The organism is Streptococcus sp. 27098_8_76, assembly GCF_041432315.1.
Lineage (GTDB): Bacteria > Bacillota > Bacilli > Lactobacillales > Streptococcaceae > Streptococcus.
In genome coordinates, this window is sequence record NZ_JAPVZI010000001.1 from 37,394 (window position 1) to 57,899 (window position 20,506).

At 39.7% G+C, this 20,506-nt stretch carries 21 protein-coding genes and 1 other annotated feature; of the genes, 14 read left to right on the top strand and 7 right to left on the bottom strand.

The features are described from left to right. Positions 1-6: 6 nt before the first annotated feature. Positions 7-1,953, top strand: a complete 1,947-nt coding sequence (gene gyrB, locus O3636_RS00180; RefSeq protein WP_049539264.1) for a DNA topoisomerase (ATP-hydrolyzing) subunit B — start codon at positions 7-9, stop codon at positions 1,951-1,953. A gap of 81 nt (positions 1,954-2,034) precedes the next feature. Then, positions 2,035-3,762, top strand: a complete 1,728-nt coding sequence (gene ezrA, locus O3636_RS00185; protein WP_371641332.1) for a septation ring formation regulator EzrA — start codon at positions 2,035-2,037, stop codon at positions 3,760-3,762. 174 nt (positions 3,763-3,936) lie between these two features. Here ezrA and O3636_RS00190 read toward each other — a convergent pair whose 3' ends face one another. The 4 genes from O3636_RS00190 to O3636_RS00205 all read right to left on the bottom strand — a co-directional run bounded on the left by O3636_RS00190 (position 3,937) and on the right by O3636_RS00205 (position 7,596). After that, the gene (locus O3636_RS00190; protein WP_000767197.1) at positions 3,937-4,236 is read right to left on the bottom strand and encodes a DUF1827 family protein; all 300 of its coding nucleotides are present in this window, start codon (positions 4,234-4,236) and stop codon (positions 3,937-3,939) included. A 58-nt stretch (positions 4,237-4,294) separates the two neighbouring features. Continuing rightward, positions 4,295-4,747 carry an NUDIX hydrolase gene (locus O3636_RS00195; protein ID WP_371641333.1) on the bottom strand — a complete coding sequence of 151 codons (453 nt, stop codon included), beginning with the start codon at positions 4,745-4,747 and terminating at the stop codon, positions 4,295-4,297. A gap of 129 nt (positions 4,748-4,876) precedes the next feature. Continuing rightward, a complete protein-coding gene (locus O3636_RS00200) occupies positions 4,877-7,135 on the bottom strand; it encodes an AAA family ATPase (RefSeq protein ID WP_371641334.1) in 2,259 nt (752 codons plus the stop codon). A gap of 230 nt (positions 7,136-7,365) precedes the next feature. Further along, positions 7,366-7,596, bottom strand: a complete 231-nt coding sequence (locus O3636_RS00205; RefSeq protein ID WP_000443570.1) for a DUF1797 family protein — start codon at positions 7,594-7,596, stop codon at positions 7,366-7,368. A 190-nt stretch (positions 7,597-7,786) separates the two neighbouring features. On the opposite strand from O3636_RS00205, the gene O3636_RS00210 reads away from it, so the two are divergent. From O3636_RS00210 to O3636_RS00230, 5 genes are all read left to right on the top strand, one after another. Continuing rightward, complete coding sequence (locus O3636_RS00210) at positions 7,787-8,470, top strand: amino acid ABC transporter permease (protein ID WP_001011642.1); 684 nt, start codon at positions 7,787-7,789, stop codon at positions 8,468-8,470. Continuing rightward, on the top strand, positions 8,470-9,204 hold the full coding sequence (locus O3636_RS00215; protein WP_000140957.1) for an amino acid ABC transporter ATP-binding protein: 735 nt from the start codon (positions 8,470-8,472) through the stop codon (positions 9,202-9,204). Before O3636_RS00210 ends, O3636_RS00215 begins: the two co-directional genes overlap by 1 nt. A 176-nt stretch (positions 9,205-9,380) precedes the next feature. Beyond that, a complete protein-coding gene (locus tag O3636_RS00220) occupies positions 9,381-10,238 on the top strand; it encodes a bifunctional methylenetetrahydrofolate dehydrogenase/methenyltetrahydrofolate cyclohydrolase (RefSeq protein ID WP_371641335.1) in 858 nt (285 codons plus the stop codon). 136 nt (positions 10,239-10,374) lie between these two features. Further along, entirely contained in the window at positions 10,375-11,196 is an 822-nt protein-coding gene (locus O3636_RS00225; protein WP_371641336.1) for a phosphate ABC transporter ATPase, read from the top strand. A gap of 13 nt (positions 11,197-11,209) precedes the next feature. Beyond that, positions 11,210-12,052 (top strand): NAD(P)H-hydrate dehydratase, encoded by an 843-nt coding sequence (locus O3636_RS00230; protein ID WP_371641337.1) that lies wholly within the window; start codon positions 11,210-11,212, stop codon positions 12,050-12,052. A gap of 158 nt (positions 12,053-12,210) precedes the next feature. Here O3636_RS00230 and pbp3 read toward each other — a convergent pair whose 3' ends face one another. Beyond that, complete coding sequence (gene pbp3, locus O3636_RS00235) at positions 12,211-13,452, bottom strand: D-alanyl-D-alanine carboxypeptidase PBP3 (RefSeq protein ID WP_371641338.1); 1,242 nt, start codon at positions 13,450-13,452, stop codon at positions 12,211-12,213. 102 nt (positions 13,453-13,554) lie between these two features. Between pbp3 and O3636_RS00240 the strand changes: the two genes are divergently transcribed. The 3 genes from O3636_RS00240 to O3636_RS00250 all read left to right on the top strand — a co-directional run bounded on the left by O3636_RS00240 (position 13,555) and on the right by O3636_RS00250 (position 16,412). Beyond that, positions 13,555-14,664 carry an AI-2E family transporter gene (locus O3636_RS00240; RefSeq protein ID WP_371641339.1) on the top strand — a complete coding sequence of 370 codons (1,110 nt, stop codon included), beginning with the start codon at positions 13,555-13,557 and terminating at the stop codon, positions 14,662-14,664. Positions 14,665-14,870: 206 nt separating this feature from the next. Next, positions 14,871-16,067, top strand: a complete 1,197-nt coding sequence (gene tuf / locus O3636_RS00245; RefSeq protein WP_001040721.1) for an elongation factor Tu — start codon at positions 14,871-14,873, stop codon at positions 16,065-16,067. A gap of 96 nt (positions 16,068-16,163) precedes the next feature. Then, entirely contained in the window at positions 16,164-16,412 is a 249-nt protein-coding gene (locus tag O3636_RS00250; RefSeq protein ID WP_257959917.1) for a hypothetical protein, read from the top strand. Here the strand turns inward: O3636_RS00250 and O3636_RS00255 are convergent. Together O3636_RS00255 and O3636_RS00260 are read right to left on the bottom strand one after the other, a co-directional pair. Beyond that, the gene (locus O3636_RS00255) at positions 16,400-17,482 is read right to left on the bottom strand and encodes a DEAD/DEAH box helicase (protein ID WP_371641340.1); all 1,083 of its coding nucleotides are present in this window, start codon (positions 17,480-17,482) and stop codon (positions 16,400-16,402) included. The genes O3636_RS00250 and O3636_RS00255 overlap by 13 nt on opposite strands. Further along, on the bottom strand, positions 17,479-18,456 hold the full coding sequence (locus tag O3636_RS00260) for a Gfo/Idh/MocA family protein (RefSeq protein WP_371641341.1): 978 nt from the start codon (positions 18,454-18,456) through the stop codon (positions 17,479-17,481). Before O3636_RS00260 ends, O3636_RS00255 begins: the two co-directional genes overlap by 4 nt. A 141-nt stretch (positions 18,457-18,597) precedes the next feature. On the opposite strand from O3636_RS00260, the gene O3636_RS00265 reads away from it, so the two are divergent. The 4 genes from O3636_RS00265 (at position 18,598) to rpmA (ending at position 20,469) form a co-directional block, all read left to right on the top strand. After that, positions 18,598-19,302: a YoaK family protein gene (locus tag O3636_RS00265; protein WP_084928599.1), complete on the top strand. Its 705-nt coding sequence runs from the start codon at positions 18,598-18,600 to the stop codon at positions 19,300-19,302. 58 nt (positions 19,303-19,360) lie between these two features. Beyond that, positions 19,361-19,448 (top strand) — a sequence feature (ribosomal protein L21 leader region). A 36-nt stretch (positions 19,449-19,484) separates the two neighbouring features. Next, complete coding sequence (gene rplU / locus O3636_RS00270) at positions 19,485-19,799, top strand: 50S ribosomal protein L21 (protein ID WP_000109141.1); 315 nt, start codon at positions 19,485-19,487, stop codon at positions 19,797-19,799. 15 nt (positions 19,800-19,814) lie between these two features. Beyond that, positions 19,815-20,159: a ribosomal-processing cysteine protease Prp gene (locus tag O3636_RS00275; protein WP_000613694.1), complete on the top strand. Its 345-nt coding sequence runs from the start codon at positions 19,815-19,817 to the stop codon at positions 20,157-20,159. 16 nt (positions 20,160-20,175) lie between these two features. Continuing rightward, positions 20,176-20,469: a 50S ribosomal protein L27 gene (gene rpmA, locus O3636_RS00280; protein ID WP_000916509.1), complete on the top strand. Its 294-nt coding sequence runs from the start codon at positions 20,176-20,178 to the stop codon at positions 20,467-20,469. Positions 20,470-20,506 lie beyond the last annotated feature (37 nt).

Consider the following 20,506-nt stretch of genomic DNA (forward strand, 5'->3'; position numbering starts at 1 on the left):
AAAAAGATGACAGAAGAAATCAAAAATCTGCAGGCACAGGATTATGATGCCAGTCAAATTCAAGTTTTAGAGGGCTTAGAGGCTGTTCGTATGCGTCCAGGGATGTATATCGGGTCAACCTCAAAAGAAGGTCTTCACCATCTAGTCTGGGAAATTGTTGATAACTCAATTGACGAAGCTTTGGCAGGATTTGCCAGCCATATTCAAGTCTTTATTGAGCCAGATAATTCGATTACTGTTGTTGATGATGGGCGTGGTATCCCAGTCGATATTCAGGAAAAAACAGGCCGACCTGCCGTTGAGACTGTCTTTACTGTCCTTCATGCTGGAGGAAAGTTTGGCGGTGGTGGCTACAAGGTCTCAGGTGGTCTTCACGGAGTGGGGTCGTCAGTAGTTAACGCCCTTTCCACTCAATTAGATGTTCATGTCCACAAAAACGGTAAGATTCATTACCAAGAATACCGTCGTGGTCATGTTGTTGCTGATCTTGAGGTAGTCGGAGATACAGATAGAACTGGAACAACAGTTCATTTTACACCGGACCCAGAAATCTTCACTGAAACAACAACCTTTGATTTTGATAAATTAAATAAACGGATTCAAGAGTTGGCCTTTCTAAATCGCGGTCTTCAAATCTCCATCACAGATAAGCGCGAAGGTTTGGAACAAACTAAGCATTACCATTATGAAGGTGGGATTGCTAGCTACGTTGAATATATCAATGAGAATAAGGATGTTATCTTTGATACACCAATCTACACCGATGGTGAGATGGATGATATCACAGTCGAAGTAGCTATGCAGTACACAACGGGTTACCATGAAAATGTCATGAGTTTCGCCAATAACATTCACACCCATGAAGGTGGTACGCATGAACAAGGTTTCCGTACAGCACTGACTCGTGTTATCAACGATTATGCTCGTAAAAATAAGTTACTGAAAGACAATGAAGACAACCTGACAGGAGAAGATGTCCGTGAAGGATTAACTGCGGTGATTTCAGTTAAGCACCCAAATCCACAGTTTGAAGGGCAAACCAAGACCAAACTGGGAAATAGTGAAGTGGTCAAGATTACCAATCGCCTCTTCAGTGATGCCTTCTCTGATTTCCTTATGGAAAATCCACAGATCGCCAAGCGCATCGTGGAAAAAGGGATTTTAGCTGCCAAGGCTCGTGTGGCTGCCAAGCGTGCGCGTGAAGTTACTCGTAAAAAATCTGGTTTGGAAATTTCCAATCTTCCAGGGAAACTAGCAGACTGTTCTTCTAACAATCCTGCTGAAACAGAACTCTTCATCGTCGAAGGAGACTCAGCTGGTGGGTCAGCTAAATCTGGTCGTAACCGTGAATTTCAAGCTATCTTGCCAATTCGCGGTAAAATCTTGAACGTTGAAAAAGCTAGCATGGATAAAATTCTTGCAAACGAAGAAATTCGTAGTCTTTTCACAGCCATGGGAACAGGATTTGGAGCAGAATTTGATGTTTCAAAAGCTCGTTACCAAAAACTCGTTTTGATGACCGATGCCGATGTCGATGGAGCTCACATTCGTACTCTTCTTTTAACCTTGATTTATCGTTATATGAAACCAATCCTAGAAGCTGGTTATGTTTATATTGCCCAACCACCAATCTATGGTGTCAAGGTTGGAAGCGAGATTAAAGAATACATCCAGCCAGGCGCAGATCAAGAAATCAAACTCCAAGAAGCTTTAGCCCGTTATAGTGAAGGTCGAACCAAACCGACCATTCAGCGTTATAAAGGTCTAGGTGAAATGGATGATCATCAGTTATGGGAAACAACCATGGATCCCGAACATCGTTTGATGGCCAGAGTTTCTGTGGATGATGCTGCAGAAGCAGATAAAATCTTTGATATGTTGATGGGGGATCGAGTAGAGCCTCGTCGTGAGTTTATCGAAGAAAATGCTGTCTATAGTACACTTGATGTCTAAAAAAATGGGAGAAGTAGTTCCCTTGGTCTAAAAAATATGATATAATCATTACGATTGTTTCAAGTAAAAAAGGAGTTTAATATGTCTGCTAGACTAGTAATTTATTTAATAATTGCAGTTGCAGTTTTATTGGTCATTGCCTATGCTATCGCAATCTATGTAAGGAAGCGCAATGAAAGTAAATTAGCAATTTTAGAAGAGAAAAAAGAAGAACTTTATAATCTTCCAGTTAATGATGAAGTTGAAGCTGTAAAAAATATGCACTTGATTGGACAAAGTCAGGTGACTTTCCGTGAATGGAATCAAAAATGGGTTGATTTATCTCTTAATTCTTTTGCCGATATCGAAAATAATCTTTTCGAGGCAGAAGGCTACAATAACTCATTCCGTTTTTTCAAGGCCAGTCATCAAATTGATCAAATCGAGAGTCAAATTACCTTGATTGAAGAAGATATTGCGGCAATTCGCAATGCCTTGGCAGATTTGGAGAAACAAGAGTCTAAAAATAGTGGACGTGTTCTTCATACCTTGGACTTGTTTGAAGAGTTGCAACACCGAGTTGCTGATCATTCTGAAGAATATGGACAAGGTTTGTCTGAAATCGAAAAACAATTGGAAAATATCCAATCAGAGTTTTCTCAGTTTGTAACTTTAAATTCATCTGGTGACCCAGTAGAAGCTGCTGTGATTTTGGATAATGCTGAAAATCATATCTTGGCTTTGACACATATTGTTGATCGTATACCAGCAATTGTAACAACATTATCTAAAGAGCTACCAGATCAACTAGAAGATTTAGAAGATGGTTACCGTAAGCTCTTAGATGCCAACTATTATTTTGCTGAGACAGATATCGAAGCGCGTTTCCAACTGCTTTATGAGGCTCTCAAGAAAAATCATGAGAATATTGCTAAACTAGAATTGGATAATGCAGAGTACGAAAATACTCAAATCCAAGAAGAGATTAATGCACTTTATGATATCTTTACAAGAGAAATTGCGGCACAGAAAGTAGTAGAAGGTTTAGTAGCAACACTTCCTACTTATCTTCAACACATGAAGGAAAATAATGCTTTATTGATAGAAGACATTGAGCGTTTGAGTAAAAGTTATTTACTTTCTGAATCAGATGCAAGTCATGTTCATAGATTGCAAGCTGAGTTAGAGTCTTTGGAAGAATCTGTATTAGAATTAACTTCAGAACAAGAGGAACATTCTGAGCCATATTCATTACTTGAAGAACGTTTGGAAAACTTACAAGCTACTTTGAAAGAAATCGAGGATGAACAAGTTGAACTTAGTCAACGTCTTGCTCAGATTGAAAAAGATGATATCAATGCACGTCAAAAGGCAAATGTATATGTTAATCGTCTCCATACCATCAAGAGATATATGGAGAAACGGAACTTACCTGGTATTCCACAAACTTTCTTGAAGTTATTCTTTACAGCAAGTAATAATACGGAAGATCTAATGGCTGAATTAGAACAAAAATTGGTCAATATAGAGTCAGTTAACCGTGTTCTGGAAATTGCAACGAATGATATGGAAGCTTTAGAAACGGAAACTTATAATATTGTACAGTATGCAACCTTGACAGAACAACTATTGCAATATTCTAACCGCTACCGCTCATTTGATGAACGCATTCAAGAAGCCTTCAATGAAGCTTTAGATATTTTTGAGAAAGAATTTGATTATCATGCTTCGTTTGACAAGATTTCTCAAGCGTTGGAAGTGGCGGAGCCTGGTGTAACCAACCGCTTTGTTACCTCATATGAGAAAACACGTGAAACAATTCGTTTCTAAATAATAAAAAAAGATTTGGTTTTGTGAGAAGCAGAACCAAGTCTTTTTTATTATTTGTCTATAAAATCTTGTATGATAAGATCTCAAGATAAAAAATTGGAGACGATTTAAAAAGCAAGTCAGAACCTATGTTTGGTCTATAAGGTTCAATAGCTTTCTAATCTCTCCAAAATTTTATTTGATTGGAATCGAAATCCCAATTAATTTTTCTGAGTAGAGGGTTTTGATATTGGCCTCATCAATAGAGTCCTTATCAATTTTACGTTTCAAGAAAAATTCTTGGATGGCTTCGATTTCAGTTTCTCGAATAGCACGGTGTTTATTTGAGATGAGGATTTCATAGTGAAGCGGAGCTTGGGTAAAAATAACATCTGTATTTCCAGCAGAATAGACCTCAACAAGGGTTGCATCTGTACTCTCTAGCTGGCTTTTTACAAGTTGCGAGTGTGAGTTTGTCGTATTGATAAGCTTCATAACATTTCCTCCGATTTTCTAATTCTATTATAGCACTTTTTGAATAAAGTCGCTTGATTTAGTCAATCTTATGCTGTTTTTTCCAAGATTGAATGGCCCATTTATGACTACCACGTTTGAGATTTTCAATAGCCTCATCAATAGGGAACCAGGCAATATGATTAAAGTCTTCTAGTGGTTTTTGAACTTCCTTGAAAGATGTCGCTTCATAGAGGTAGGCAGGATTGTAGTAGTAGGTATCACGGTGACGAGAGTAGAAATATTCGTCAGCTTGTCCGTAATAGGTACCAATTTCAGCTGTGAATCCAAGCTCTTCAATCAATTCACGTTTTAGGGCTTCCTGATGATTTTCATCTGCTTCAATTTCGCCACCTGGTAAAAACCAAGCGCCATTAGGCGCTTGAACAAGAACAATTTGTTTTTGTTCAGCGTCTGGAATAACTGCATATACACCGTAACGTGAAACATAGTCTGTATTCGCTTTTTTTTCTCCGAAAGTTGGGTTTGCCATTGCATTTTCCTCATTATCTAGTATCGTTATTATTATCATAATGGACAAAGGGCAAGCTGTCAAGAAATTACAGTTATTTTAGTAAAAAGAAGCAGAAAATTTTCATTTTCTACTCCTTTTCTATAGGATTTATACTTCTTTTTCAGAAGTTTTAACTTCAGCTTTTTTGGCAGACTTAATTTGAATCTTGCCTTTGCTGGTCATAACTGCCTTGAGGTCTTTTTCGCTTGGATTTTCAAGGTAGTAGTCAGTGATTGCGTCCTCAATATAGTCTTGAATAGTACGGCGAAGTGGGCGTGCCCCCATTTTTGGATCATAGCCGAGGTCAACCAACTTTTCCTTGACCTTTTCAGTTACATCTAAATGAATGTTGTTGCTAGAAAGGCGCTTATTAACGTCTGCTAGCATAAGCTCGACAATCTGAAGGAGGTTATCCTTGCTGAGAGCCTTAAATTCGATAATACCATCAAAACGGTTCATAAACTCTGGGCTAAAGAAGTTACCGAGTTCACCAAGAACAGAGTTGGTACGTCCTTCGCGAGCAGCCCCAAATCCAACGCTGGCTTCAGCCTTACCTGTACCTGCATTTGAAGTCATGATAATGATGGCATCTTTGAAACTAACGGTGCGTCCTTGTCCATCTGTCAAACGACCATCGTCCAAGACCTGGAGGAACATATGCATGACATCTGGATGAGCTTTCTCTACTTCATCCAAGAGAATAAGAGAATATGGATTGCGGCGAACTTTTTCAGTTAATTGCCCAGCCTCATCGTAACCAACATAACCTGGAGGGGCGCCGACCAACTTAGCAACGCTGTGTTTTTCCATATATTCACTCATGTCAAAGCGAATCATGCTGTCAGCAGAACCAAAGAGTTCGATGGCCAGTTGTTTGGAAAGTTCTGTCTTACCGACACCAGTTGGTCCGACAAAGAGGAAGCTTCCGATTGGGCGGTTAGGCGTACCGAGACCGACACGATTCCGGCGAATAGCCTTGGCAATCTTATCGACAGCATCATCCTGTCCAATAACATGAGACTTGAGGTCTTCAGCTAGATGGATGAGTTGAGATTGTTCTTTCTCTTTCAAATCGCCAACAGGAATATTGGTTTTCTGCTCGATAATGTGCTCAATGGTTTTCTCACTGATGATAGGAGTATCCTGGTCTGTGACCTTTTTCTTTTGCATTTCCTTATACTTGGCAATCTGGTCGCGGAAATAAGCCGCCTTCTCAAAATCTTCTTCTCGTGTAGCTTGAGATTTGAGATTTTCAGCCTCAATCAAGCGCTGATCGATTACTTTAGGATCCACAAAATTCAAGGTCAAGTTCATTTTAGAACCAGCTTCATCTAGGAGGTCAATGGCCTTGTCAGGCAAGAAGCGATCTTGGATGTAGCGATTGGAAAGAGTTGCAGCTGCTTCAATTGCGGCATCAGTATATTGAACGTGGTGATAGTCTTCGTATTTCTTTTGAATGCCTTTGAGGATAGTGATTGTTTCTTCCACTGTTGGTTCATCGACCTTAACAGGCTGCATACGACGCTCTAGGGCAGCATCCTTTTCAATGATACGGTATTCATTGAGGGTAGTTGCACCGACCAGTTGCAGTTCCCCACGAGCAAGGGCTGGCTTGAGGATATTTCCTGCATCCATATTGCCATCGCCTGCAGAACCAGCACCGACAATTTCATGGATTTCATCGATAAAGAGGATGATGTCCTCACGTTTGCGAATTTCTTCCATGAGTTTTTGCATGCGTTCTTCAAATTGTCCGCGGATACCCGTTCCTTGAACCAAGCTAACCACATCCAGACGGATGACTTGTTTGCCTTGGAGTTTATGTGGAACATCGCCATCAACGATTTTCTGAGCTAGACCTTCGACAACAGCAGTTTTTCCGACACCTGGTTCACCGATAAGAACAGGATTATTCTTGGTTCTGCGATTGAGAATCTCAATGACACGGATAATCTCATCATCGCGCCCAATAACGGGGTCAATGTCTCCACGACGGGCAATCTCAGTTACGTTGATACCAAATTCTTCTAGCAGGCCTTTTTCTTGGCTTGGTGGTGGAGTTTGAGCAGGTCCACGATTTTGGGAACCATAACCGCCGTTTCCACCGTAACCTCCACCTGATTGAGTTGGGGGAGTTGGAGGAGTATTGTTAGAAGGCCTGAAATTGTTTAGGTCATTGAAGAAATCACCAAAGGGATCAAAGTCACGATTGTTCAGATCCGTCATACCTTTAAAGAGGCTATTGTTAGGATCTGTCTTGATAATCTTATAGCAGTTTTGACAGAGGTCAATTTGTTTTTGTTTTCCATTGAGATTGGTGTAAAGATGAATTGTTGAGTCGTTGATTTTACAGTTTTGACAAAGCATACATCTACCTCATTTCTTTTTTTAGCCTGACCTGTTTAATGGTCAAAAATAGTCAAATTTCTATACTCTCATTATAACAGGATTGGGGTGTAAAGCAAGTAAAAAGATTGCAGCTTTGAGAAGTTGTTACAATGAAAATTTTTGAGATTTTAGGGAATAAAAAAATCCTATTTGTGAGACAAAAAGGATTTTGGTTAGACATGCAGGGTGTAATCCCAGCTTGTTTTGTATTAGTAAAGGAGTTCGTAAATCTCCATTGCAATCAAGTCAATGCTATCAAAAGTATAAGTTTCGCGAGCTTCTACATCACGAAGGGTAAAGATTGATCCATTTTCTTCGTCGTGGCTGTATGCAACTTCTGCAACAACAACTCCTTCGCGTTCAAAATTACGTTTTAAATTTCCGCCGTCTTTTGCCATTGCTTCAAGGCGGTTGATGATTCTAACCAAATGTGATTCCATTTTGATTCTCCTTCATTTCTTATCGTTACTATTTTACCATAAAGGAGGCCAACTTGACTAGAAAAAACTAAGATTTCTCGCTAATTCTACCAGCTTAAAGTTTTTTTGAATAAATCGGATAAAAAGTTTGAATTTTAATTCAATACATGTTATAATCATACAGTATTCTATTTTAGAAAGCAGTGTGATTATGAATTTTTCTTTTTTACCTAAGTATTTACCTTATTTTAACTATGGGGCTGTTGTGACGGTTCTCATTTCTATCTGTGTTGTCTTTTTGGGAACTATTTTGGGTGTTGTCTTGGCTTTTGGGCAACGTTCAAAGTTTAAACCGCTTGTTTGGCTCGCCAACTTATACGTTTGGATTTTCCGTGGGACACCGATGATGGTTCAGATTATGATTGCTTTTGCCCTTATGCACATCAATGCTCCGACTATTCAGGTTGGAATTTTAGGTGTTGACCTTTCTCGTCTGATTCCAGGGATTTTGATTATCTCTATGAACAGTGGTGCTTATGTTTCTGAGACTGTTCGTGCTGGGATTAATGCGGTTCCAAAAGGTCAGCTAGAAGCGGCTTATTCGCTAGGAATTCGTCCTAAAAATGCGATGCGGTATGTGATTTTGCCACAAGCAATCAAAAATATTTTGCCAGCATTGGGGAACGAATTTATCACCATTATCAAGGACAGCTCCCTATTATCAGCTATCGGTGTTATGGAGTTGTGGAACGGGGCTACAACAGTTTCTACAACAACCTATTTACCTTTAACACCACTTTTATTTGCAGCCTTTTATTACTTGATTATGACTTCTATTTTGACAGTAGCCTTGAAAGCTTTTGAAAAACGTATGGGACAAGGAGATAAAAAATAATGACAGAAACCTTGATAAAAATTGAAAATTTACATAAATCCTTTGGAAAGAATGAAGTATTGAAGGGCATCAACCTCGAGATTAAAAGAGGAGAAGTTGTCGTTATCATCGGTCCTTCAGGGAGCGGGAAATCTACCTTGCTTCGCTCTATGAATTTGTTGGAAGAAGCAACCAAGGGGAAGGTTATCTTTGAGGGAGTCGATATTACGGACAAGAAGAATGACCTGTTTGCCATGCGTGAGAAGATGGGCATGGTTTTCCAACAATTTAACCTCTTTCCTAACATGACTGTGATGGAAAATATCACCTTGTCTCCTATCAAGACCAAAGGTGAAAGTAAGGAAGTTGCAGAGAAGAGAGCTCAGGAACTTTTGGAAAAAGTTGGTTTACCAGATAAGGCAACTGCTTATCCACAGAGTTTGTCAGGTGGACAGCAACAACGGATTGCCATTGCGCGTGGTTTGGCTATGGAACCTGATGTCTTACTCTTTGATGAGCCAACTTCAGCCTTGGACCCTGAGATGGTTGGAGAAGTTCTAGCTGTTATGCAAGACTTAGCCAAGTCAGGGATGACTATGGTTATCGTAACACATGAGATGGGATTTGCCCGTGAGGTGGCAGATCGTGTTATCTTTATGGCAGACGGTGTGGTTGTTGAAGACGGAACACCAGAACAGATTTTTGAACAAACCCAAGAACAACGGACTAAAGATTTCTTGAGTAAGGTTTTATAAGTTAGCTTTGTTTAGCTATTTGTAGTCAACTTTACATATAAAATATAGATTAATGAAAAGCTCAACCGAGCTTTTTCTTATAGTTTGAAACTATAAGGTTGCCTAGGAAAGAAGTGTTAGAGGGGACCAACAGTTTTTGGTATAATGGAAGATATTTGAAAGAAAAGAGAAGTGATATGACACAGATTATTGATGGGAAAGCTTTAGCGGCCAAATTGCAGAGGCAGTTGGCTGAAAAGACTGCAAAATTAAAGGAAGAAACAGGTCTAGTGCCTGGTTTGGTAGTGATTTTGGTTGGGGACAATCCAGCCAGCCAAGTCTACGTTCGCAACAAGGAGAGGTCAGCTCTTGCGGCTGGTTTCCGTAGCGAAGTAGTGCGAGTTCCAGAGACCATTGCTCAAGAGGAATTGTTAGACCTGATTGCTAAATACAATCAGGATCCAGCTTGGCATGGGATTTTGGTTCAGTTGCCATTACCAAAACACATTGATGAAGAGGCGGTTCTATTGGCTATTGACCCAGAAAAGGATGTGGATGGTTTCCATCCTCTAAATATGGGACGCCTTTGGTCTGGTCATCCAGTCATGATTCCATCAACACCTGCAGGAATTATGGAAATGTTTCATGAATATGGGATTGAATTAGAAGGTAAAAATGCGGTGGTCATCGGTCGTTCCAATATCGTCGGAAAACCTATGGCCCAGCTTCTTTTGGCCAAGAATGCAACAGTGACCTTGACTCACTCACGCACCCATAATCTCGCTAAGGTTGCTGCTAAAGCGGATATTCTTGTAGTAGCAATCGGCCGTGCCAAGTTTGTGACTGCTGACTTTGTCAAACCAGGTGCGGTAGTCATTGACGTTGGGATGAATCGTGATGCAAATGGTAAGCTCTGTGGGGATGTGGATTATGAGGCAGTTGCACCACTTGCTAGCCACATCACGCCAGTCCCTGGAGGTGTCGGTCCTATGACCATTACCATGCTAATGGAGCAAACCTATCAGGCAGCACTTCGGACATTGGATATAAAATAGGAACAAATTCGCTGAAGAAAGTCTATTTTCTATAGCTATATCTAAAATGGCAGAAATGAGTATTAAATTTTAGATATAAGATTACAAAAGGAGGTCTGCGCCTCCTTTTTGTTGTATAATGGAGTGAGGTGATTAGATGATTTTAAAAATTTATAATGGAGAATATAGTTTACAATGGGATGGGATATACTACTTAGCACTAATTGATTATCCAAATATTCAAGAGTGGGAATTAGAAAAAATTGCTAAATTTATAGCTTACGAAAAACTTCATAAACGTCAAACAAGTATTGAGTGTGCTGATTCTTGTTTAAAAAAAGAGATTTTAGATTACATCTATCAGCATCCCTTTCTGCCACCATTTACGCCTACAGATAAAAGAGTAGCCTCGACTTATGATCTACATAAAAGCTTAGTGACTTCAGACTACTGTAGTCATACTACGACTATAGGTGCAGCGATTTCTATCTTTAAAATAGGTCAGATCTTATCTGCTGTGAAAGCCTTTGGGCGAGATGCTGAGGAGTTGGTTTTGGATAGTCGAAATGCTGCATCGGATCCGATAGATTATTTTGACTATGTCATGTTAGGGTGGTCAAATACAAGTTCTGGTTATCGATTAGCGATGGAGCGTTTGTTAGGACGGGCACCGTCTGAGGAGGAATTGCAAGAAAAGTTCATTCCTGGCGTTAGTTTTCATTTTCTGTATGAAGAATTAATTCAAGCACCAGGTTATATGTTTGATGGCTATCATGTTGCAAAAATTAAGGATATGTTGAATTTATTTAGTGAGTTGTATATTTGCATTATTCCAACTCATAATAAGAGCCAATTTGAAAATATTATTCCAAGTCGATTACTAGATAGGGTGTATTATCTTGACCATGATGGAGAAGGTTTGGAAGAGTGGACTAAAAAAGTGTATCGGATTGTCTTAAAACAATCAGGTAAAGGATAGTTGAGGAAAAAGGATGAAAGTGATTGATAAAAACTTACTAAAAAAAGTCATTATTGAACGTTCTCGTACCAGTCATAAAGGAGACTATGGTCGCTTGCTTCTGTTAGGTGGAACTTATCCTTATGGTGGTGCCATCATCATGGCTACTTTAGCAGCTGTAAAAAGCGGTGCAGGATTGGTGACAGTTGGAACGGACAGGGAAAATATTCCAGCTCTGCACAGCTATTTACCCGAGGCTATGGCCTTTTCTCTTCAAGACCAGCACTTGTTAAAAGAGCAATTGGAGAAGGCAGAAGTTATCTTGCTAGGGCCTGGTTTAGGAGACGATGCTTTTGGAGAAGATTTAGTCAAAGAGGTCTATACTAGCTTAAGACAGAATCAGATTTTGATTGTAGACGGAGGTGCTTTGACTATTCTTGCTAGAATAAGATTGTCATTTCCATCTAACCAGCTTATCCTAACTCCCCACCAAAAAGAATGGGAAAAGTTGTCTGGTATTGCTATTGAAAAGCAAAATGAAGCTACAACAGCTAGTGCCCTGACTTCCTTCCCTCAAGGAACAATTTTGGTAGAGAAAGGTCCAGCTACTCGTATTTGGCAAGCTGGCCAATCTGATTATTACCAGTTACAGGTTGGCGGTCCCTATCAGGCGACTGGGGGAATGGGAGATACTCTGGCTGGAATGATTGCAGGATTTGCAGGCCAATTTCGACAGGCCAGTCTCTACGAACGTGTGACAGTAGCGACCCATCTCCATTCAGCTATTGCTCAAGAACTAGCTCAAGAACATTATGTGGTCTTGCCAACGGAAATCAGTAATTATCTTCCAGAAGTAATGAAAAATGTCTCAAAATAGGCTGGGATAAAATTCAATTTTAGGAGAAAACGAAGTAAATATTACCACAATAAAACGCATAATATCAAGGTTTTAATACCTGATACTATGCGTTTTTGACTTTAAAGCTTTTTTGCTACTCGGTCTCTATTTTGGAGCAATCTTTTGCTCAGTATGTTTTATAATTTCTCGTTGATGAAGCGAATAAACTGATTCCACCAAACTTTTAAGAAGAAGGCTTTTTCAACTTTTTTTTCTGCTAGCATTTCGAAACTAGGACGTTCAGCGGTAATGTAACCTTGACCAATCAAATCCTTGTCTTCGTAAGTCAAATGGCCAACCACTGTTCCGGCTTCAAGTGGTGCTGGGATTGCTTTAGAATCAGGTGTGAATTGAATAGATTGGGAAGATTGATCCCCAACACGTTCAATTAGATAGATATCCTCTGGGGCCACTGCAGTGACCGTATCTTCTTTTCCATCTTGTACGGGGACTTTGCTATCTTGATAGGCATCGCCTTTTTGCACGATTTTACGAAGTGTGAATGTAGAAGAAATATAATCCATTAGGGAAGATGTAGCTGTAAAGCGAGCGTAGGGATTATTGTCTTGATGATCTGCATTTAAAACAACTGTGATAACCCTCATGCCTTTTTCGACAGTAGTACCAACAAAAGATTCTCCAGCTTTGTCTGTTGTTCCTGTTTTAAGGCCATCAAAACCACCTCGATAAGCAGGCATGCCTTCTAACATGTAGTTGGTAGAAGTGATTGTCATTCCAGCAAAAGTAGAAGAAGGTTTTTTCGTGATTTCCAAGACTTGTGGGTATTTTTTGATGAGGTTGCGAGCAACGATAGCGACATCATAAGCACTGAGCTTATTTTCATCATCTTTATTAGCCCCAGGGTAAATGTTATCTCCGAGAGTTTCGTTGTTCAGACCAGTTGTATTGACAACCGTGGCATCTTTTATTCCCCATTCCAGGAGTTTGGTCCGCATCATATCAACGAAGTTTTTTTCAGAGCCAGCAATTTTCTCAGCTAGGGCAATAGCGGCGCTGTTAGCACTAGATACTAGAGTTGCTTCAAGTAACTCTTCGACAGTATAATTACGGGCCTCCATAGGAACATTACTGGCTTCAGAATTTGTCGTCAATTGATAAGGATAATCAGAAATATCTACTGGGGTGGATAGTGTGATACTTCCATTTTCGAGTGCTTCATAGACCAGGTAAACGGTAAGTAGTTTTGTTATAGAAGCAATTTCGACAGGTTGCGTTGCATCTTTTTCATATAGAATTTTACCAGTATTGGCCTCAACAGCAATCGCATGTTTAGCAGCAATATTAAAATCCTGGGCAGCAACAGTAGATGCTGACCCAATTACGGATAGACTTAAGAGAGTTAAAATGATTTTTTTCATAGTAAGTTTATTCTAACATAAAGAAAAAAATATTCCCAGTTTCATGATAGAAGAAAGAAGCTTTTTTGAAAGTATGGTAAAATAGATGAATGGAGGTAGCTCATGTTTCGTAAGAATAAATTATTTTTTTGGACTAGTGAGATTTTATTATTAACAATCATTTTTTATTTATGGAGAGAGATGGGGGCTATTATCACGCCTTTTGTAAGCGTCGCAAACACCATCATGATTCCATTTTTATTGGGTGGGTTTTTATATTATTTGACCAATCCTATTGTAAATTTTTTACAAAAGTATTTCAAAATTAATCGTATCATTGGTATTCTATTAACCTTGTGTGCTTTGGTTTGGGGGCTTGTCATTGGGGTAGTCTATCTCTTACCGATTTTGGTTAATCAGTTGACCAGCTTGATTGCGACTAGCCAGACTATCTACAGTCGTCTGCAAGATTTGATTATCGATTTATCCACTTATCCAGCCTTTCAAAATTTGGATATTCAAGCGACTATTCAACAGTTAAATTTATCCTATGTAGATATTTTACAAAATATCCTAAATAGCGTTACCAATAGTGTCGGAAGTGTCCTATCAGCTCTCTTTAGTACCGTTTTGATTATTATCATGACCCCTGTGTTTTTGGTTTATTTTTTGTTAGATGGTAACAAATTTTTACCGATGCTTGAACGTACTGTTTTAAAGAGAGATAAGTTGCATATTGCAGGTCTTTTAAAGAATTTGAATGCGACAATTGCTCGCTATATTAGTGGAGTCGCAATTGATGCCATTATTATCGGTTGTTTGGCTTTTATCGGATATAGCGTGATTGGTTTGAAATACGCTTTGGTCTTTGCCATCTTTTCAGGATTGGCCAATCTCATTCCTTATGTGGGACCAAGTATTGGCTTGATTCCGATGATTATTGCCAATGTCTTTACGGATCCTCATAGAATGCTAATTGCAGTTGTTTACATGCTAATCATTCAACAAGTGGATGGAAATATCCTCTACCCTCGAATCGTTGGTGGTGTGATGAAGGTTCATCCAATTACGATTTTAGTATTACTTTTGTTATCAAGCAATATATATGGGGTCATTGGTATGATTGTCGCAGTACCAACCTATTCTATCTTAAAAGAAATTTCTAAGTTCTTATCACGTTTGTATGAAAATCATAAAACAATGAAAGAACGAGAAAGAGAATTAGCTAAGTAAAAGTCAGGAAATTCCTGATTTTTCTTTTTCTTTAGGTAAATTATAGAAGTAGAAGTGCTATTTAGATTAGCCGATTAAGAATAATTCACAAAAACTTTGTAAAACACTTGCAATTTAGCTGAAATTTGATAAAATAGTAAGGAAAGTTAGACTGTATTGCCTACTGTCTATCTATAAAATATATTTTATTGGAGGCTTTTACTCAAATGGCAAAAGAAAAATACGATCGTAGTAAACCACACGTTAACATTGGTACTATCGGACACGTTGACCACGGTAAAACTACCCTAACTGCAGCTATCACAACTGTTTTGGCACGTCGCTTGCCTTCAGCTGTTAACCAACCTAAAGACTATGCGTCTATCGATGCTGCTCCAGAAGAACGCGAACGCGGTATCACTATCAACACTGCGCACGTTGAGTACGAAACTGAAAAACGTCACTACGCTCACATCGACGCTCCAGGACACGCGGACTACGTTAAAAACATGATCACTGGTGCCGCTCAAATGGACGGTGCTATCCTTGTAGTAGCTTCAACTGACGGACCAATGCCACAAACTCGTGAGCACATCCTTCTTTCACGTCAGGTTGGTGTTAAACACCTTATCGTCTTCATGAACAAAGTTGACTTGGTTGACGACGAAGAATTGCTTGAATTGGTTGAAATGGAAATCCGTGACCTATTGTCAGAATACGACTTCCCAGGTGACGATCTTCCAGTTATCCAAGGTTCAGCTCTTAAAGCTCTTGAAGGTGACACTAAATACGAAGACATCGTTATGGAATTGATGAACACGGTTGATGAGTACATCCCAGAACCAGAACGTGACACTGACAAACCATTGCTTCTTCCAGTCGAAGACGTATTCTCAATCACTGGACGTGGTACAGTTGCTTCAGGACGTATCGACCGTGGTATCGTTAAAGTCAACGACGAAATCGAAATCGTTGGTATCAAAGAAGAAACTCAAAAAGCAGTTGTTACTGGTGTTGAAATGTTCCGTAAACAACTTGACGAAGGTCTTGCCGGAGATAACGTAGGTGTCCTTCTTCGTGGTGTTCAACGTGATGAAATCGAACGTGGACAAGTTATCGCTAAACCAGGTTCAATCAACCCACACACTAAATTCAAAGGTGAAGTTTACATCCTTACTAAAGAAGAAGGTGGACGTCACACTCCATTCTTCAACAACTACCGTCCACAATTCTACTTCCGTACTACTGACGTTACAGGTTCAATCGAACTTCCAGCAGGTACTGAAATGGTAATGCCTGGTGATAACGTGACAATCGACGTTGAGTTGATCCACCCAATCGCCGTAGAACAAGGTACTACATTCTCTATCCGTGAGGGTGGACGTACTGTTGGTTCAGGTATGGTTACAGAAATCGAAGCTTAATTCGATTTAGTTCCCAGAAGAACAATTATTTAAGTCAGACACTAAAAGAATCTTGCTTTGCAAGGTTCTTTTTTTCGAATATTGAACTAATACTCAATGAAAATCAAAGAGCAAACTAGGAAGCTAGCTGCAGGCTGCTCAAAACACTGTTTTGAGGTTGCAGATAGAACTGACGAAGTCAGCTCAAAACATGTTTTTGAGGTTGTAGATAAGACTGACGAAGTCAGTAACCATACATACGGCAAGGCGAAGCTGACGCGGTTTGAAGAGTATAAAATTGAATTGCTTATAAAAAAGCTCTATACACTAGATGTGCATAGAGCAATTGGGCTTTATTTGATATAGAGTTCTTGATTTTTTAGGATAATTTCACGGACACTTGCGAATTTCTTGAGTTTTTTAAGCTCTTCTGGATGAGTGACGAGAGTGATAACATAACCTTCCTTGCCCATACGGCCAGTACGGCCAGCACGGTGTGTGTAGGTTTCGATATCTCTCGGGACATCAAAGTTTACAACACATTCGAGGCTATCGATATCAATTCCACGAGCCAGAAGGTCAGTTGCAAGAAGCAGGGTTAGTTGCTTGTCTTTAAACTTTTCTAAGATGACTTTTCTAAATTTGACATTGACATCACTAGCGAGGGAAACAGCTAAGATATCTCGATACTGTAGTTTTTCTTCTGCACTTCCAAGGTCTGATAGGCTGTTAAAGAAGACAAGACCTCGGAAATCCTCTACATGAGCCAGTTTTCGTAGCATATCAACACGGTGACGTTGGTCTACCTGCATGTAGAAATGCTGGATATTGTCCAGTTTTTGATCAGAGAGATTAATAGTGCGTGTATTCGGCACAATCTTTTCTTGGTCAAACTTGGTCGTAGCACTCATGTAGATGAGTTGATGGTCACGAGGTGCGTAGTGAGTGATTTTCTCAACAAAGTGAATCTGAGAATCATCTAGTAATTGGTCGAATTCATCCAGGATGATGGTTTCCACATTCATCATCTTGATTTTTTTCAATTTAATTAGTTCAAAGATACGGCCAGGGGTTCCAATCAGAATTTCTGGTCCTTTTTTTAGGCGTTCAATCTGGCGTTTCTGACTCGAACCTGATAAGAAGAGTTGGGCTGTCAAGCCGATAGCTTCTGACCACGTTTTACATACATCAAAAATTTGTCCAGCAAGTTCTGTATTTGGTGCTAGAATCAAGAGTTGTTGGGCTTTTTTCTTTTGTAGTCTGAGAAGACTTGGTAGAAGGTAAGCTAGGGTCTTACCAGTTCCTGTTGGGCTCACTCCTAGGAGGTTTTCTCCAGCAAGAAGGGGCTCAAATAGTTGAGTTTGAATGGGGGTGAATTCTTGGAAACCGAGTTGGTCACTCAGTTCTTGCCATTCAGTCGGTAGTTTGTTTTTCATTTTTCTGCCTCAAATCTAATGCCAGCAGTCTGGCGCATGGTAAATAGTAGTTCATGAACAGAACTTGCATCTTCCAGCCAAGTTTGGTAGAGATTCAGATCTGGTTGCTGGATCATGTGTGCAAATGCATCGACTTCCTCAGTCATCGTATGGGGAGCTTGTTGGATAGGGAGCTGGACTTGATTTCCTTGGTGGTCGGTAAAAATAGCTGAGCGAACATGCTCAATTGTGTTGAGCGTCAAGGTACCATCTGTCGTATAAATCTCGCAAGGAAGATTGGAAGTGATGTTTTTCCCAGCCTTGATATGAACTTGATAGTCGGTGTAAAAGAGGATTCCGTCTCCATTTAGGTCCATGCTATTGTCAAGCTGTTGAGCTTGATAGGTCGCGTCCTGAGCTTTTCCAAAAAGACGAACGGCAGCGTAGAGAGGATAAATCCCCAAATCCATAAGAGCTCCACCGGCAAAACGGTCTGAGAAGACATTTGGTGTCTCCCCAGCCAACAAGTTAGGCATTTTGGAAGAATACTTGGCATAGTTGAAATCTGCTCCCAAAATTTGCTTGTCCGCTAAAAAGTTTTTGATAGTAGTAAAAGCTTCCTCGTGGTAATTACGAGCTGCTTCAAAGATAAAACAATTATTTTTCTTAGCTGTTTGAACCAAATCCAGCCATTCTTGTGGCTGAGTGACAGCTGGCTTTTCAAGAATGACATGTTTACCTGCATACAGTGCAGCTTTTGCCTGAGCAAAATGCAAGGAGTTTGGGCTAGCAATATAGACCACATCAAAGGAGCCCTTGAAGAAGTCCTCTACTTGATCAAAGAGTTGGATATTCTCATAGTGAGAAGCAAAGGTTGCTGCGGTTTCAAGTTTCCTAGAATAGACTGCGACCAGCTGGTATTTTCCACTAGCGTGGGCTGCTTCTATGAAGTGGTGGCTGATAGCCCCTGTTCCGATGACACCTAATTTAAGCATAGTTACTCCTTTTCCGATTTCAAATCCTTCTTTCATTATAACATAGATAGACGAGACTATCCAACAGAGGGTAAAAATTTTCAAATAAGCTACTAGGTCTTTTCCAAAGAAAGTGGTACAATAATAAGATGAGTAAATGAAATGGGAGGGAAAATGAGGTTATTACCTATAAGAAAAATATCACGTCAGTCTAAGAGGCTAGCGCTTTTTTTGACTTTTTGTGCAGGTTATGTAGATGCCTATACGTTTATTGTGCGAGGGAACACTCTTGTGGCTGGACAAACTGGGAATGTCGTCTTTCTTTCAGTAGGTCTGATTCAACACAATGTGTCAGATGCCAGTGCGAAAGTAATGACCTTACTAGCTTTTATGATGGGGGTCTTTTTATTAACTGTTTATAAGGAAAAATTGAGAATTGTGAAAAAGCCAATTTTGTCATTGCTTCCTTTAGCAATCTTATCAATCATTATTGGTTTTGTGCCGCAGACTGTAGATAATATCTATCTAGTACCGCCCTTGGCCTTTTGTATGGGCTTGGTGACAACTGCTTTTGGTGAGGTTTCGGGTATTGCCTATAATAACGCTTTTATGACAGGGAATATCAAACGGACCATGCTGGCTTTTGGAGATTATTTCCGAACCAAGCACACACCTTTTTTGCGTGAAGGATTCATATTTGTTAGCCTGCTTAGTAGTTTTGTCCTTGGCGTTGTCTTTTCAGCCTATTTGACGATTTTCTATCATGAAAAGACCATTCTCGGTGTTCCTATTATGATGAGTATTTTTTACCTCAGCATGCTTTTTGCCAAGTGGCGGAAAAAAGTAAAAGAAAAAGCTTCATTTTAGGTGTTATTACTTGTAAGAAAATAGAAGATATGCTATACTTGAAGAGTTGACTATGCACGTTCCTGTGCAACCGCACGAACATCGTTGCTTGATTATTCAAGTTTAAGTGGTTCGTCCCACGATGCTAGGCGAGTCTTCACAAAAAATTCGGGGAAACCCATAAAAATCATAGGAGGTGCATAATGAGCACATACGCAATTATCAAAACTGGCGGAAAACAAGTTAAAGTTGAAGTTGGTCAAGCAGTTTACGTTGAAAAATTGAACGTTGAAGCTGGTCAAGAAGTTACTTTTAACGAAGTTGTTCTTGTTGGTGGTGAAAACACTGTTGTCGGAACTCCACTTGTTGCTGGAGCTACTGTAGTTGGAACTGTTGAAAAACAAGGAAAACAAAAGAAAGTTGTTACTTACAAGTACAAACCTAAAAAAGGTAGCCACCGTAAACAAGGTCACCGTCAACCATATACAAAAGTTGTCATCAACGCAATTAACGCTTAATTTTAAGGAGAACACATGATACAAGCAGTCTTTGAGAGAGCCGAAGATGGCGAGCTGAGGAGTGCGGAAATTACTGGACACGCCGAGAGTGGCGAATACGGCTTTGATGTCGTGTGTGCATCGGTTTCTACGCTTGCCATTAACTTTATCAATTCTATTGAAAAATTTGCAGGCTATGAACCAATCCTAGAATTAAACGAAGATGAAGGTGGCTATCTGATGGTTGAAATTCCAAAAGATCTTCCTTCACACCAGAGAGAAATGACCCAGTTATTCTTTGAATCATTTTTCTTGGGTATGGCAAACTTATCGGAGAACTCTTCAGAGTTCGTCCAAACCAGAGTTATCACAGAAAACTAACACGGAGGAAAACATTATGTTAAAAATGACTCTTAACAACTTGCAACTTTTCGCCCACAAAAAAGGTGGAGGTTCTACATCAAACGGACGTGATTCACAAGCAAAACGTCTTGGAGCTAAAGCAGCTGACGGACAAACTGTAACAGGTGGATCAATCCTTTACCGTCAACGTGGTACACACATCTACCCAGGTGTAAACGTTGGACGTGGTGGAGATGATACTTTGTTCGCTAAAGTTGAAGGCGTAGTACGCTTTGAACGTAAAGGACGCGATAAAAAACAAGTTTCTGTTTACCCAATCGCTAAATAAAAAGGTCCAGTGAACCTTTTTATCCCGAGCCTTGAAA